Genomic DNA, 13546 nt, shown 5'->3' with positions numbered 1-13546 from the left:
CGTTCCTCAAAACAGGCTCAGCTGCGCTTTCTCCTTCTCAGGCTTCACGAAAAGATCCGTCCGCAACCGGCGGCGCGTCGTGTTGAAGCCGATGCGCTCGGCAGCCATCTCGAAGCGCCGCCCGATCATCCAGGCATAGGGGCCGGAGCCGACCATGCGCTGGCCCCATTGCGAATCGTAATCCTTGCCGCCGCGCGTCGAGCGGATCAGCGACATCACATGCCGGAGCTTGTCGGGATGGTGCGTCAGCAGCCATTCCTGCACGATGTCGCGCACTTCGAGCGGCAGCCGGAGCAGGACGTAGCCGGCAGCCTCGGCGCCCGCCGCCTTCGCTGCGTCGAGGATGCGTTCGATCTCATGCTCGTTGATCGCCGGGATGATCGGCGCGACCAGCACCGTGACCGGAATGCCGGCCTCGGAGAGCTTGCGGATCGTCTCCAGCCGCTTGGCGGGCGAGGCGGCGCGCGGCTCCATGCCGCGTGCGGTCTTGGGATCGAGCGTCGTTACGGAAAGCGCGACCTTGACCAAACCCTTCTCCGCCATCGGCGCGAGAATATCGATGTCGCGCTGCACCAGCGCCGATTTCGTGACGATGCCGACCGGGTGGTTGAACTTCGCCAGCACCTCCAGGATCTGCCGCATGATCCTGAGCTTCTTCTCGATCGGCTGGTAGGCGTCGGTATTGGTACCGATCGCGATCGTGCGCGGTTGGTAGGATGGCGAGGAGAGTTCCTTCTCCAGCAGCGCCGCCGCATCGGGCTTGGCCGTCAGCTTGCTCTCGAAATCGAGCCCCGGCGACAGGCCGAGATAGGCATGGGTCGGCCGGGCGAAGCAGTAGACGCAGCCATGCTCGCAGCCGCGATAGGGGTTGATCGAGCGGTCGAAGGAGATATCGGGCGAGTCGTTGCGCGTGATGATGGTGCGCGCCTTCTCATAGGCGATCTCGGTCGAGAACGGCGGCAGCTCCTCCAGCGAGCCCCAGCCGTCGTCGTCGGCGACGCGTTGCTCGGCCTCGTAGCGGCCGCCCGGATTGATCGTGGCGCCGCGGCCGCGCCGCCTGTCGGGATCGATGCGGTGACCGGCATAGGCCATCGGGTCGGCCGGTGCGACCATGGGCGCCGAGACGCTCAGCTCCCTGTCGGCCCGCCGCAGGGGCTGGGCCGCCGGGAAGGGCCGGGAAGTGGGTCTGGCCTGTGGCATGGTTTTCGAACCGGGTCGCGCACCGGGAATCGGTGCCTTTTGGTCTCATGTAGAGTGAACATATAGAGAACAAAAGGCAAGCGGCGGGATTGTGGCATGCTGCGTTGCGGCATAGGGTTTTGCTCATGCTCACAGCCGTGATCCGCAGCGATGGTTCCCAGCAGGCGCTTGCCGCGACGCTTGCGGTGCTGATTCCGGCGGTCGCCGAGGGCTTTCTCGGCCATGCGGTCATCGTCGACACGACGGGCTCGCCCGAGACCGAGCGGGCGGCCGACGCGACCGGTGCCCGCTATCTGCGTGCCGACAAGAACAGCGCCTGGCGCAATGGCGCCGCCGGGGCCCGCGGCGATCGCCTCGTTCTGTTCGAGGCCGGCGATGTGCCGCAGGCCCATTGGGTCCAGGCGGTGGAGCGCCATTTGCTGCTCGCAGCGGGGAAGCCGGCCCTGATTCCGTCGCGCGGGGTTGCCGCATCGCTGCGCGAGCGGGTCGCCTTCTCTATGGGCGCGCGCGCGCTCGGGGCAGGGCTGGTCATGCCAAAGGCGATGGCGCTGGTCGGCCGTCTAGACCGGGCTCCGGTGCGACTGCCGGTCCAGCGGGAACGGGCGGGCTAGGCCGTTTCGGCAAGCTGCGATGTCCTGGATTCGTTATGCCTGGAATGCATGGCTGGGCGCATTTTTCTCGGAAACTTGTGCGATGCAGCATAAGTTCGTATGTAGACGATTGCCAAAGCACCTCCCTCAGACCCTCGAAAGGAGAGACCCATGCTTGAACGGCACGATCCCTGTTCTGCGTTCGAAGCCGAGCGCGACGAGGACAAGCGCGAGGAACAGCAGGAGGACGAGGATACGTTCTCGCCTCGCGTGCATCAGGAAGGATTCTGGAGCTGAAGGCTCCATGAAAACGAAGCGGAGGGCTGGATTTCAGCCCTCCGCGCCGAATGTTGGAAGTCGCGGGCCCGGTTCGGGCCCGTTCTGTTTCCGGGTCTTGCCGGAATGGCCGCCCGGGACAGCGGGTGTCGCGTCAGACCGGGTTCCGGAACGTATCGCAGCGCTGCATCGAGCCCGACTGGAAGCCGACATTGAACCAGCGCGTGCGCTGCGCCGAGGAGCCGTGCGTGAAGGAATCGGGCACGACCACGCCCCGCGACGCCTGCTGCAGCTTGTCGTCGCCGATCGCCGCAGCCGAGCGCAGCGCTTCCTCGATATCGCCCTGGTCGAGCCGGCCCATGGCCTGGATGTTGTGGGCCCAGACACCGGCGAAGCAGTCGGCCTGCAACTCGATCCGGACCGAGATCGCGTTCGCGTCGCGCTCGGAGGAGCGCTCGCGGAGCTGATTGGCCTTGGGCAGGATGCCGAGCAGGTTCTGAATGTGGTGGCCGACCTCGTGGCCGACGACATAGGCATAGGCGAAGTCGCCGCCGCCGCCGAGCTTGCGCTGCATCTCCTGGAAGAAGGAGGTGTCGAGATAGACCTTCTTGTCGACCGGGCAATAGAACGGCCCCATCGCCGATTGCGCGGTGCCGCAGCCCGAGCGATCGACGCCGGAGAACAGCACGAGCCGGGGGGGCTGATAGCGGGTATTGGCCTGCTGCGGCAGGATCTTCGACCAGACATCCTCGTTCTGCGCCAGAACGGCCGAGACGAAGCGGCCCATCTCGTCCTGTGGCGGGCCGGAGGACCGGCGCGTCTCCTGCGTCTGCGGGCGTCCGCCGATGCCGCCGATCAGTTCGGCGCCGCCGATGAGCAGGCGCGGGTCGATGCCGAGAGCCCAGCCGAGCAGGCCGAGCACCACCATCGTGCCGATGCCGACGCCGCCGCGTCCGCCGGGCATGCCGGCGAAGCCGCCGCCACCACCGCTGCCGCGCCGGTCCTCGAGATTGTCGGACTGGCGGTAATCTTCCCACTGCATGAAGGCATCCCTGGCGAAGCTCCCCCGCAATCTCGCCGGGAGATGCGGGGAACTCAAGTCGTCATTGCAGGCTGCTCCTGAACGCCCGGTGACTGCGGAGGTTCCGCTCAGTGGTAGCCGCTGTCGATCCTGACCTTGCCGCGGAAGGTCCAGTACACGAAGGCGGTATAGAACAGGATCATCGGCAGCAGGAAGGCGACGCCGATCAGCACGAAGATATGGGAGGACGGCGCGGCCGCCGCATCCCAGATCGTCACCGAGGGCGGTACGAGATAGGGGAAGTTCGAGATCGACAGCCCGAGGAAGCAGAGCAGGAAGATCGCGATGGTGAAGGCGAAGGGCGTGAATTCATGCGCGCCGTGGAGCCGCTTCCAGGCCATGTAGCCGCAGAACGCCGTCAGCACCGGGAAGGGCCATAGCAGGGCGAGATTGCCCGGCGTGAACCAGCGCTCGGCGATGCGCGGATGCGCGAGGGGCGTCCACAGCGAAACCAGCGCGGCGAAGCCCATCAGCGCCAGCAGCAACGTCCTGGCCTGCCGGCGTGCCCGCTCCGCGACCGGGCCTTCGGTCTTGAAGATCAGCCAGGTCGCGCCGAGCAGGGCATAGCCCACCACAACGCCGAGGCCGCACATCACGGTGAAGGGCGTCAGCCAGTCGAACGGGCCGCCGGCGAACTGGCCGTTCGCGACCGTGACGCCCTGGATCAGCCCGCCGAGGATCAGCCCCTGCGAGAAGGCGGCGACTGTGGAGCCGAGCCAGAAGGCGAGGTCCCAGCGGTGGTGATGCGGCTTGGCGACCCAGCGGAACTCGAAGGCGACGCCGCGGAAGATCAGCGCCAGCAGCATCAGGATGACCGGGATGTAGAAGGCGGGCATGATGATGGCATAGGCCTGCGGGAAGGCGACCCAGAGCCCGCCGCCGCCCAGCACCAGCCAGGTTTCGTTGCCGTCCCAGAACGGCGCGACCGAATTCATCATCTGGTCGCGCTCGCCCTCGTCCTTCGTCGTCGGGAAGAGGATGGCGATGCCGAGGTCGAAACCGTCGAGCACGACATAGAGCATCACGGCGGTGCCGATCAGCCCGGCCCAGATCACGGGGAGATACCATTCCATGGATTGTCTCCTCAGATCGCGGGCTGGATCTTGTCGTCGCCGGGCTTGCCGTCGCCGAAGATCGCGGCGGCCTCCCCCTGCGCCGCCTTGAGCGGACGCTGCGACGGCTGCTCCGGCGCATCCTCGCCGGATATCTCGTCCGGCCCCTTGTCGATCAGGCGGTTGATCAGCAGGATCCCGGCTGTGAAGACGACGGAATAGACGCAGACGAACAGGGCGAGCGAGATTGCGACCTGGAGCGTCGTGACCGGCGAGACGGCGTCGGCCGAGCGGATGATGCCCGTCGCCAGCCAGGGCTGGCGTCCGACCTCGGTCACGAACCATCCGGAGAGGATGGCGATGAAGCCGGCCGGCCAGGTGTATTGCGCGATCCAGAGCCAGCGCCGCGATTCGAAGACGGTGCCCTTGCGCCAGAGCCAGGCGCCGACCCAGCCGAACAGGATCATCAGCACGCCGATCCCGACCATCGCCCGGAAGGCGAAGAAGGGGATGAGCACGGGCGGGCGATCCTCGACCTTGAAATCCTTCAGGCTCGGGAAAAGCGCGTTCATGCTGCCATGGGTGACGAGGCTGGCGACGCCGGGGATCGAGATCTCGAACCGGTTGAGCTCGGCCTTCTCGTCGGGCCAGGCGAAGAGCACGAGCGCGCCGGGCTTCGACGAATCCCAGTGCGCCTCGATCGCGGCGAGCTTAGCCGGCTGGTAGGTCGCGGTGTCGCGGCCATGGAAATCGCCGATCACGGCCTGGAGCGGCGCGGTCAGGGCGATCATCAGGATCGCCATCCGCACCATCGTCTTGGCCGATTCGGTGCGGTGCCCGGCGAGCAGGTGTCGCGCCCCGGTCGCGAGCACGACGAAGGCAGTCGTCAGATAGGCGGCCGTCATCATATGGGCGAAGCGTAAGGGGAAAGTCGGATTGAAGACGATCTTCATCCAGTCGACGGGATAGGCGATGCCGTCGCGCACTTCATGGCCGGCCGGATACTGCATCCAGCTATTGGCCGAGAGGATCCAGAAGCCCGAGAGCGCCGTGCCGCCCGCGACGATGACGGCGGAAAGGAAATGCAGCCAGGGCGGTACGCGCTTCCAGCCGAACAGCATCACGCCGAGGAAGGAGGCCTCGAGGAAGAAGGCCGAGAGCACCTCGTAGCCGATCAATGGTCCGATGACGTTGCCGACCGCCGTCGAGAACCGGCTCCAGTTGGTGCCGAACTGGTAGGACAGCACGATGCCGGAGACCACGCCCATGGCGAAGGAGACTGCGAAGATCTTGGTCCAGAAGCGCGCGAGCAGATGGAATTTCGCATCGCCCGTCTTCAGCCACAGCCCGAGCAGCGTCGCGATATAGGCCGAAAGCCCGATCGTGAAGGCGGGAAAGACGATGTGGAAGGAAACCGTGAAGGCGAACTGGATGCGTGAGAGCAGGAATGCATCGATGACCATCGCAGAACTCCGTCGGCCGCGCTGCCAAGGCGCTGGGTTCCGCCCAAAGGGGCGCTTCTGGATGTGATCTAATGCAAGTCTGCCTTGTGCTGCGCCTGCGCGCAACGTCGCTGCGTCAATTCTTCCCGTCGAGCGCGGCCTTGAGCGCACGCAGGTCGCGCCAGGCGAGGCGCTTGTCGTGCGGGCGGCGCAGCAGATAGGCTGGGTGCAGGGTCGCGATCGCCCGGATGCGCCGCGCGCCGGTGTCGTATTCCACCCATTTCCCGCGCGAGCGCAGGATGCCGGTGAAGCCTAGCAGGCCTTGCGCCGAGGGGCCGCCAACGCAGACCAGGATGTCGGGATCGGCGAGTTCGATCTGGCGCTGGATGAAGGGCAGGCAGATCGCGACCTCCTGCGGCGTCGGCGTGCGGTTGCCCGGCGGGCGCCATGGCAGCAGGTTGGCGATATAGACGTCATCCTTCCGGCTCAGCCCGATGGCGGCGAGCATCCGGTCGAGCAACTGCCCGGAGCGCCCGACGAAGGGCAGGCCGATTCGGTCCTCGTCGGCGCCCGGCGCCTCGCCGACCATCATCACCCGGCCTTCAGGGTTGCCGTCGGCGAAGACGAGGTTCTTGGCGGTGGCCTTGAGCGCGCAGCCTTCGAACCCGGCCAATGCCGTCTTCAGCTCGTCGAGCGTACGTGCCTCGCGGGCGAGTGCTTTGGCGCTGACCGCCGCATCGTCCGGTGCCGTCGCTGCAGCCGCCATCGGCCGTGCCGGCGCAGCCGGGCGGCCGGGCAGGGCGCGCAGGCGCGGCTGTCCATTGCCCCCAGCGGGAACCGGATCGGCGAAATGGTTGCGCGGCGTCTCGTCGAGCGCCTCGGTCACGCCCATCTCGGCGTACCAGCTCAGCAACTCATAGGGATCGGGCGCGTCGGGGCCGACTGCATCGGACAGGCTCATTGGCGCATACTATACCGTGCAAGGCTGCTTCGCGAGCCGACGCAGTTGCAAAATGGAACGCGCGCTTGGATAGAGGGGTTCCAGACTGGACGAAAGCCGGCATTGAACGACCCGGCAAAATAGTTCATATATAAACTATCATGCGGCGCGGTCGCTGAGGCGGAGGGCAGGATGGATCTCAAGGAAGCGCAGAGCGAACCGCGCGAGAGCATGGACTATGACGTCGTCATCGTCGGTGCCGGCCCCGCGGGCCTGGCCGCCGCGATCCGGCTGAAGCAGCTCGACGAGAACATTTCCGTCGTCGTGGTCGAGAAGGGCGCCGAGGTCGGCGCCCATATCCTCTCCGGCGCGGTCATCGATCCGATCGGCCTCGACCGTTTGTTGCCGGATTGGCGCGAGGACCCCGATCGCCCCCTGACCACCGAGGTCAAGGAGGACATCTTCTATTTCCTGACGCAGCCGAACGGCATCCGCCTGCCGAATTTCGGCATGCCCTCGCTGATGAACAATCACGGCAACTTCGTCGGCTCGCTCGGGCTCGTCGCGAAGTTCCTGGGCGCGCGGGCCGAGGCGCTCGGCGTCGAGATCTATCCGGGCTTCGCCGCTGCCGAACTGCTCTTCAACGAGGACGGCTCTGTCGCCGGCATCGCCACCGGCGACATGGGTATCGCCAAGGACGGCACGGTCTCGGATCGCTTCACCCGCGGCATGGAGCTGCGTGGTCGCTATACGCTCCTGGGCGAGGGCGCGCGCGGTTCGCTCTCCAAGATTGCGATCAGGAAGTTTGCCCTCGATGAGGGTCGCGAGCCCCAGAAATACGGCATCGGCCTGAAGGAACTCTGGCAGGTCAAGCCGGAGAAATTCCACAAGGGCCGCGTCCAGCACTCCTTCGGCTGGCCGCTCGACAACAGCACGGGTGGCGGCTCCTTCCTCTACCATTTCGACGACAACCTGGTCTCGGTCGGCTTCGTCGTCCATCTGAACTACCAGAACCCGACGCTCTCGCCCTTCGACGAGTTCCAGCGCTTCAAGACGCATCCGCTGATCCGCGACACCTTCGAGGGCGCCAAGCGCATCGCCTACGGCTCGCGCGCGATCACCGAGGGCGGCTGGCAGTCCGTGCCGAAGCTGACTTTCCCAGGCGGCGCGCTGATCGGCTGCGCGGCGGGCTTCGTCAACGTGCCCCGCATCAAGGGCAGCCACAACGCCATCCTGTCGGGCATGCTGGCGGCGGAGAAGCTGGTGTCGGCGCTGCAGGCGGGGCGAAAGCATGATGAGGTCGTCGAGATCGAGGCGAGCTGGCGCGGCAGCGCCATCGGTAAGGACCTGAAGCGCGTCCGCAACGTCAAGCCGCTCTGGTCCAAGTTCGGCACCTTCCTGGGCATCGGGCTCGGCGGCATCGACATGTGGCTGAACCAGCTCTTCGGCTGGTCGCCCTTCGGCACGCTGAAGCATGGCAAGCCGGATTTCGCGATGCTGAAGCCACTCTCCGAAGTCACGCCAATCAGCTATCCGAAGCCGGACGGCAAGATCTCCTTCGACAAGCTCTCCTCGGTCTTCCTGTCCTCGACCAATCACGAGGAAGACCAGCCGGCGCATCTGAAGCTGACCGACCCGTCGGTCCCGATCTCGCAGAACCTGCCGCTCTATGGGGAGCCGGCGCGGCTCTACTGCCCGGCGGGCGTCTACGAGGTCGTTTATGAGAACGCCGAGACGAAGAGCAATCCACGCTTCGTGATCAACGCGCAGAACTGCGTCCACTGCAAGACCTGCGACATCAAGGACCCCGCCCAGAACATCACCTGGACGGTGCCGGAAGGCGGCGGCGGGCCCGGCTACGCGAATATGTGATCCTGCTCGGCTTGCCTCCGGTGCGGTCGACGGTCTGGTCGTTCTGAGTGGACGCTGCTCTTGTCATTCCGGGGCTTCGCGGAGCGAAGAACCCGGAACCCACGACTGGGTGAGCCGCCAACAAACGCGAATCGAGTGTCTCACGCGGTCGTGGGTTCCGGGTTCGCACCTACAGTGCGCCCCGGAATGACAATCGGCGTGCATGCCCATCCGCTGAAACAAAAAAGGGCGCGCCGGGAGGCGCGCCCTTTGTCGTCAGGCCTGGGGCCGATCAGCCCTTGCGGACGATCGGGGCGGCCGGCTTGGTCTCGGTCTTGGCGCAGCCGGCGACGAAGCCGCCGAGGAGCGCGACGGCGGCAACGCTCAGAATGATCTTCTTCATTGGAACAGTCCCAGTGGAATCGCTGCAATATCTGCAGACAAGGGCGAATATGGCCTGATATCCCTGCGCAATGGTGGCTGTTTTTCGGTGCCGACCCTTCCGTCATGCGGATTTCGGCGAGTGTTGCGCGGTTGCTACGAAACCGGCGCATTGAGTAGCTGGCCGGCTTGCCCGCCCGCCCGGAAACCGCCATCTTGGCGGCCTACGCGAAGTGATCACGGTCCGCTGGAAAAGTGCGCCCCGAGATGGTGAATCCGCGGACCGAGGGAGAATGGCAGTCGTGACATTTTTGAAGAAGGTGCGTGCCTCCGGCACGGCTGCTGCGCTGTCGCTGTTGATGTTCCTGCCAGCCGTGGCCGCCGCCCAGGGGGCGACGCAACCGCGTGCGGCCGACACGCTTGAGCCAGGTGACAGCCTGGAAGGCAACTATCTCGCGGCCATCGTCGCCGGCGCCTCGCGCGATCTCGGCGCGGCCTCCGTCTATCTGCGCGAAGCGATCAAGGAAGACCCGCAGAACAACGACCTGACCGAGCGCGCCTTCGTCGCCTTCCTGGCCGACGGCGCCATGCCGGACGCCTTCCGGGCCGCCGACAAGCTGATCCAGCAGGACCCGAGCAACGGCCTCGCTCAGCTCGTCATCGGCATCCGCTCGATCAAGCAGAAGAGCTACCAGACCGCGCGCAACCACCTCCAGCGCGGGGGCAGGGGCCGCGCGGCCGATATCACCGCGACGCTGCTCTCGGCATGGTCCTATCTCGGCTCGGGCAATTCCCGCCGCGCGATCGAGACGCTGGAGCGTCTCAAGGGCGAGCCGTCCTACAACCTCTTCCGCGATTATCACGCCGGGTTGATCCTCGATGCCGCCGGCCGCAAGGCCGATGCGGAGAAGCGGCTGAAATCGGCCTACGACGCCGAGAAGACCACGCTCCGGCTGGTCGACCTCTGGGCGCGCTTCCAGGCTCGCAGTGGCGATTTCAACGGCGCCGCCGAAACCTATGCCGCTTTCGACCGCCTGTTGCCGAATCACCCCGTCATCCGCGAGGGCATGGCGCTCGTCGGCAAGAAGGATGCGCCGCCGCGCCAGATTTCGACCCCGCAGCAGGGCGCTGCCGAGGTGCTCTACGGCCTCGCCAGCGCCGGGAACCGCCAGGGCGACGAGGCGGCCGCTCTGCTCTACTTGCGCATGGCGATCTATCTCGACCCCGGCCACGACCTCGCCATCCTGACGCTCGGCGACATCCTGGAGCGCGCCCGCCAGCCGGAGGACGCCGTCGCCGTCTACGACAAGATGCCGGCGACCTCGCCGCTGCGTCCGAATGCCGAGATCCAGGCCGGTCTGGCGCTGGAGAATCTCGGCAAGCCCGAAGAGGCCGTGAAGCATCTCGACAAGGTGATCGCGGAGCGCCCGGACGATGTCGACGCGCTCTCCGCGCTCGGCAACATCTATCGCTCGCGCAAGCAGTTCGCTGAGGCCTCAACGGCCTATGACAGGGCTATCGCAAAGCTTGCTTCGCCCGGCCGTGCCAACTGGGACCTGTTCTATTTCCGTGGCATCGCGCGCGAGCGCACCAACCGCTGGCCTGAGGCCGAGGCTGACCTGCGCAAGGCGCTGGAACTCCTGCCCGATCCGCTCGGCCGCGAGCGCGCGCTGGTGCTCAACTATCTCGGCTATTCGCTGGTCGACAAGCACCTCAAGCTCGACGAGGCGCTCGACATGCTGCGCCGTGCCGTCGAACTGCGCCCGCGCGACGGCTACATCATCGATTCGCTGGGCTGGGCCTATTACCGCCTCGGCCGCTACGAGGATGCCTCGCGCGAGATCGAGCGCGCCTCGGAGCTGCGCCCCTCCGATCCGGTGATCAACGACCATCTCGGCGACGTCTATTGGCGCACCGGCCGCCAGCTCGAGGCGAAGTTCCAGTGGAACCATGCCCGCGATCTCAAGCCCGAGCCCGAGGACCTGGAGAAGATCCTGCGCAAGATCGATCGCGGTCTTGAGGAGCCTTCGGCCAATGCGACCGAAGCCCCGAAGAAGGATGGCGGCTGACGCTGTCGAGTCGCCGGCCTGACGCCGTGGCCCCGCCGCTGACGACGCGCGCCCGCGCCAAGGTCAATCTCGACCTGCGCGTGCTCGGCCGGCGCGCCGACGGTTATCATGAGCTCGAAAGCCTCGTCGCTTTCGCTGGCGTGGGCGATACGCTCTCGCTCGATCCCGGTGCGCCACTCTCCCTCACGCTCGCCGGGCCGCGCGCCGAAGGGCTGTCCGCCGATGACAGCAACCTCGTCCTGCGCGCCGCCCGCGCGCTCGCTGCTGCGCGGCCGGGTCTGCATGTCGGGTGCTTCCATCTCGTCAAGCGCTTGCCGGTCGCCTCCGGGATCGGCGGCGGCTCGGCCGATGCGGCTGCGGCGCTACGCCTGCTCGCGCGCCTGAACGGCATCGCCCCGGCCGATCCGCTCCTGCGGGAGATCGCTGCGGGCGTCGGCGCCGACGTGCCGGTCTGCCTCGATTCGCGGGCGCGGCTGATGGCGGGGATCGGCGAGAAGCTTGGCCCGGTGCTCAGGTTGCCGCCGCTCTTCGCCGTGTTGGCCAATCCGGGCGTCGGTGTCGAGACGGTTCCGGTGTTCCGCGCGCTCGGGCTCAAGGCCGGCGAGACGTTGGCCGACGCGCGCGCGACGGAGCTTGTGGCGCCTGCATCGGCTGCGGAGCTGACGGGATATCTTGCATCGACGACGAACGATCTCGCCGCGCCGGCGCAGCGCGTCGCGCCGGTGATCGACGAGGTTCTGGAGCGTCTCGTGGCGCTGCCGGGTTGCCGGCTGGCGCGGATGTCGGGTTCCGGCGCGACCTGTTACGCGCTGTTCGACGATTGCACGGCCAGCGCTGCCGCGGCGAAGGCGCTGCAGCGCGAGCGCCCGGACTGGTGGATCAAGCCGACGCTGCTGGGGTGAGCCGGGTTTGTCGCGCGCTTCAGCGCGGCGGATCGAAGGCTTGCGGCAGCAGGCCTTGCATCACGAGCAGGCCGATGGCGGCGACCGTGATGGCGTCCCGGATCTGGCCGCTCTGGATCATGGCCATGACTTCGCAGGCCGGAAAGCGGCGGCAGATCAGGCCCTGCTCCTCATGGTCGAGATCGCGGGCCTGTTGGGTGAGCTGCCGGGCCAGGAAGATATGGCACCCCTGGTTCGAATAGCCGTAGCCTTCGAAGAGATAGCCGAGCTTGGCCATGTCAGCGGCTTGAAGACCGGTTTCCTCGCGCAGCTCGCCCTGGGCAACCGTCAGAGGATCGGCTTCCGGGTTCGACTCCCACGAGCCCTGCGGCACTTCCCAGAAGCGCCCTCCGACAGGGTAGCGATATTGCTCGACGAGATGGATGCTGCCATCCGGCTCGACGGGAACGATCGCCACGAAATCGGTCTTCTCGACGACACCGTAGATGCCATGCGAGCCGTCTTGCCGCCGGATGGCGTCCTCGCGCACGCTCATCCAGCGGTTCTGGTAGACGATCCGCGACGATAAGGTCTCGATTTCAGGCTCGTCACCTGATGCCATGCCGGCCCGCTCAGTGCGCCCGCGCGACGCAGAAATCGACGGCGGCGTTGAGCGCCTGTTTCATCGGCGAGGCCGGGAACAGGCCGAGAGCATCCTTGGCCATCCGGGCATAGTGCTCGGCGCGGGCGATGGTGTCGTCGAGCGCCTTGTGCCGGCGCATGATCGTCCGTGCCTCTTCCAGGTCGCCATCGCGAATCTCGCCGTCCTGCAGCGTGCGCTTCCAGAACGCACGCTCGACCTCGTCGCCGCGGCGGAAGGAGAGCACGACCGGCAGGGTGATCTTGCCCTCGCGAAAATCGTCGCCGGTATTCTTGCCGAGCTTGGCCGCGACGCCGCCATAGTCGAGCGCGTCGTCGATGAGCTGGAAGGCGATGCCGAGATTGAGGCCGTAGCTGCGGCAGGCGGCGGCATCGGCCTTGGAGGAGCCGGCGATCACCGGCCCGACCTCGCAGGCGGCGGCGAAGAGCTCGGCCGTCTTGCCGCGGATCACCGAGAGATATTCGTCCTCGGTCGTCTCCGTGTTCTTGGCGACCGAGAGCTGCAGCACCTCGCCTTCGGCGATCACCGAGGCGGCCGTCGACAGAATGTCGAGCGCGCGCAGCGAGCCGACCTCGACCATCATCTTGAAGGCCTGGCCGAGCAGGAAGTCGCCGACCAGCACGCTCGCCTCGTTGCCCCAGAGCATGCGGGCGGCGAGCTTGCCGCGGCGCATGTCGCTCTCGTCGACGACGTCGTCATGCAGCAGCGTCGCGGTGTGCATGAACTCGACGGAGGCCGCGAGCTTGACGTGGCCGTCGCCGGCATAGCCGCAGAGATCGGCCATGGCGAGCGTCAGCATCGGCCGCAAACGCTTGCCGCCCGAGGAGATCAGGTGGTTGGCGACCTCCGGGATCATCGTCACGTCGGACCCGGTGCGCGACAGGATCATCGCGTTGACGCGTTCCATGTCCGCGCGCGTCAGCGCGACCAGCGGCTCGATGCTCGCCTGATTCGATTCCCGTTCCTCGAGGGAGACGACGACGCCCACTGAAAACACTCCGGGTCAGATTCTCGCGCCGGGCGGCGCGCTTGTGCAATGCCACAACCGTCGCATGGGACGCCAGCCCCTGCAAACCGGCGTGACGCCGCACCTTTTCGTGAGCGGGGGCTGAAAGCGCTCGG

12 protein-coding genes are annotated in these 13546 nt (G+C 66.7%); 5 read left to right on the top strand and 7 right to left on the bottom strand.

The annotated features are described in order from the left end of the window. Positions 1 to 6 precede the first annotated feature (6 nt). Positions 7 to 1113, bottom strand: a complete 1107-nt coding sequence (locus tag AC6RIC_RS20550; RefSeq protein WP_499736637.1) for a PA0069 family radical SAM protein — start codon at positions 1111 to 1113, stop codon at positions 7 to 9. 212 nt (positions 1114 to 1325) lie between these two features. On the opposite strand from AC6RIC_RS20550, the gene AC6RIC_RS20545 reads away from it, so the two are divergent. Both AC6RIC_RS20545 and AC6RIC_RS20540 read left to right on the top strand, forming a co-directional pair. After that, positions 1326 to 1811 carry a hypothetical protein gene (locus AC6RIC_RS20545; protein WP_499733710.1) on the top strand — a complete coding sequence of 162 codons (486 nt, stop codon included), beginning with the start codon at positions 1326 to 1328 and terminating at the stop codon, positions 1809 to 1811. Between the two features lie 150 nt (positions 1812 to 1961). Further along, complete coding sequence (locus AC6RIC_RS20540) at positions 1962 to 2087, top strand: hypothetical protein (protein ID WP_454657876.1); 126 nt, start codon at positions 1962 to 1964, stop codon at positions 2085 to 2087. Positions 2088 to 2220: 133 nt separating this feature from the next. Here AC6RIC_RS20540 and ypfJ read toward each other — a convergent pair whose 3' ends face one another. The 4 genes from ypfJ to AC6RIC_RS20520 all read right to left on the bottom strand — a co-directional run bounded on the left by ypfJ (position 2221) and on the right by AC6RIC_RS20520 (position 6602). After that, positions 2221 to 3108, bottom strand: a complete 888-nt coding sequence (gene ypfJ / locus AC6RIC_RS20535; protein ID WP_454657875.1) for a KPN_02809 family neutral zinc metallopeptidase — start codon at positions 3106 to 3108, stop codon at positions 2221 to 2223. Positions 3109 to 3215: 107 nt separating this feature from the next. Beyond that, positions 3216 to 4220 carry a cytochrome d ubiquinol oxidase subunit II gene (cydB, locus tag AC6RIC_RS20530; protein ID WP_454657874.1) on the bottom strand — a complete coding sequence of 335 codons (1005 nt, stop codon included), beginning with the start codon at positions 4218 to 4220 and terminating at the stop codon, positions 3216 to 3218. Between the two features lie 11 nt (positions 4221 to 4231). Beyond that, positions 4232 to 5662 carry a cytochrome ubiquinol oxidase subunit I gene (locus AC6RIC_RS20525; RefSeq protein ID WP_499733709.1) on the bottom strand — a complete coding sequence of 477 codons (1431 nt, stop codon included), beginning with the start codon at positions 5660 to 5662 and terminating at the stop codon, positions 4232 to 4234. Between the two features lie 115 nt (positions 5663 to 5777). Further along, positions 5778 to 6602, bottom strand: a complete 825-nt coding sequence (locus AC6RIC_RS20520) for a uracil-DNA glycosylase (RefSeq protein WP_499733708.1) — start codon at positions 6600 to 6602, stop codon at positions 5778 to 5780. Positions 6603 to 6773: 171 nt separating this feature from the next. Here AC6RIC_RS20520 and AC6RIC_RS20515 point away from each other — a divergent pair, with 171 nt between their 5' ends. The 3 genes from AC6RIC_RS20515 to AC6RIC_RS20505 all read left to right on the top strand — a co-directional run bounded on the left by AC6RIC_RS20515 (position 6774) and on the right by AC6RIC_RS20505 (position 11784). After that, positions 6774 to 8453, top strand: coding sequence for an electron transfer flavoprotein-ubiquinone oxidoreductase (locus tag AC6RIC_RS20515; protein ID WP_499733707.1), 1680 nt, complete (start codon positions 6774 to 6776; stop codon positions 8451 to 8453). Positions 8454 to 9115: 662 nt separating this feature from the next. Continuing rightward, positions 9116 to 10882 carry a tetratricopeptide repeat protein gene (locus AC6RIC_RS20510; protein ID WP_499733706.1) on the top strand — a complete coding sequence of 589 codons (1767 nt, stop codon included), beginning with the start codon at positions 9116 to 9118 and terminating at the stop codon, positions 10880 to 10882. A gap of 26 nt (positions 10883 to 10908) precedes the next feature. Further along, entirely contained in the window at positions 10909 to 11784 is an 876-nt protein-coding gene (locus AC6RIC_RS20505; RefSeq protein ID WP_499733705.1) for a 4-(cytidine 5'-diphospho)-2-C-methyl-D-erythritol kinase, read from the top strand. A gap of 19 nt (positions 11785 to 11803) precedes the next feature. On the opposite strand, the gene AC6RIC_RS20500 is transcribed toward AC6RIC_RS20505, so the two are convergent. After that, on the bottom strand, positions 11804 to 12385 hold the full coding sequence (locus tag AC6RIC_RS20500) for an NUDIX domain-containing protein (protein ID WP_499733704.1): 582 nt from the start codon (positions 12383 to 12385) through the stop codon (positions 11804 to 11806). Between the two features lie 10 nt (positions 12386 to 12395). Continuing rightward, the gene (locus tag AC6RIC_RS20495; protein WP_499733703.1) at positions 12396 to 13412 is read right to left on the bottom strand and encodes a polyprenyl synthetase family protein; all 1017 of its coding nucleotides are present in this window, start codon (positions 13410 to 13412) and stop codon (positions 12396 to 12398) included. Positions 13413 to 13546 lie beyond the last annotated feature (134 nt).

The sequence above is a fragment of the Allobosea sp. TBD101 genome (assembly GCF_059817965.1).
The sequence above is the reverse complement of the archived record's forward strand: the minus strand, read 5'-3'. Positions and strand labels throughout refer to the sequence as shown.

Coding starts and splice junctions, on each gene's coding strand:
- AC6RIC_RS20550 (WP_499736637.1), bottom strand. CDS start 1,113: ATGGTCGCACCGGCCGACCCGATGGCCTATGCCGGTCACCGCATCGAT.
- AC6RIC_RS20545 (WP_499733710.1), top strand. CDS start 1,326: ATGCTCACAGCCGTGATCCGCAGCGATGGTTCCCAGCAGGCGCTTGCC.
- AC6RIC_RS20540 (WP_454657876.1), top strand. CDS start 1,962: ATGCTTGAACGGCACGATCCCTGTTCTGCGTTCGAAGCCGAGCGCGAC.
- ypfJ (WP_454657875.1), bottom strand. CDS start 3,108: ATGCAGTGGGAAGATTACCGCCAGTCCGACAATCTCGAGGACCGGCGC.
- cydB (WP_454657874.1), bottom strand. CDS start 4,220: ATGGAATGGTATCTCCCCGTGATCTGGGCCGGGCTGATCGGCACCGCC.
- AC6RIC_RS20525 (WP_499733709.1), bottom strand. CDS start 5,662: ATGGTCATCGATGCATTCCTGCTCTCACGCATCCAGTTCGCCTTCACG.
- AC6RIC_RS20520 (WP_499733708.1), bottom strand. CDS start 6,602: ATGAGCCTGTCCGATGCAGTCGGCCCCGACGCGCCCGATCCCTATGAG.
- AC6RIC_RS20515 (WP_499733707.1), top strand. CDS start 6,774: ATGGATCTCAAGGAAGCGCAGAGCGAACCGCGCGAGAGCATGGACTAT.
- AC6RIC_RS20500 (WP_499733704.1), bottom strand. CDS start 12,385: ATGGCATCAGGTGACGAGCCTGAAATCGAGACCTTATCGTCGCGGATC.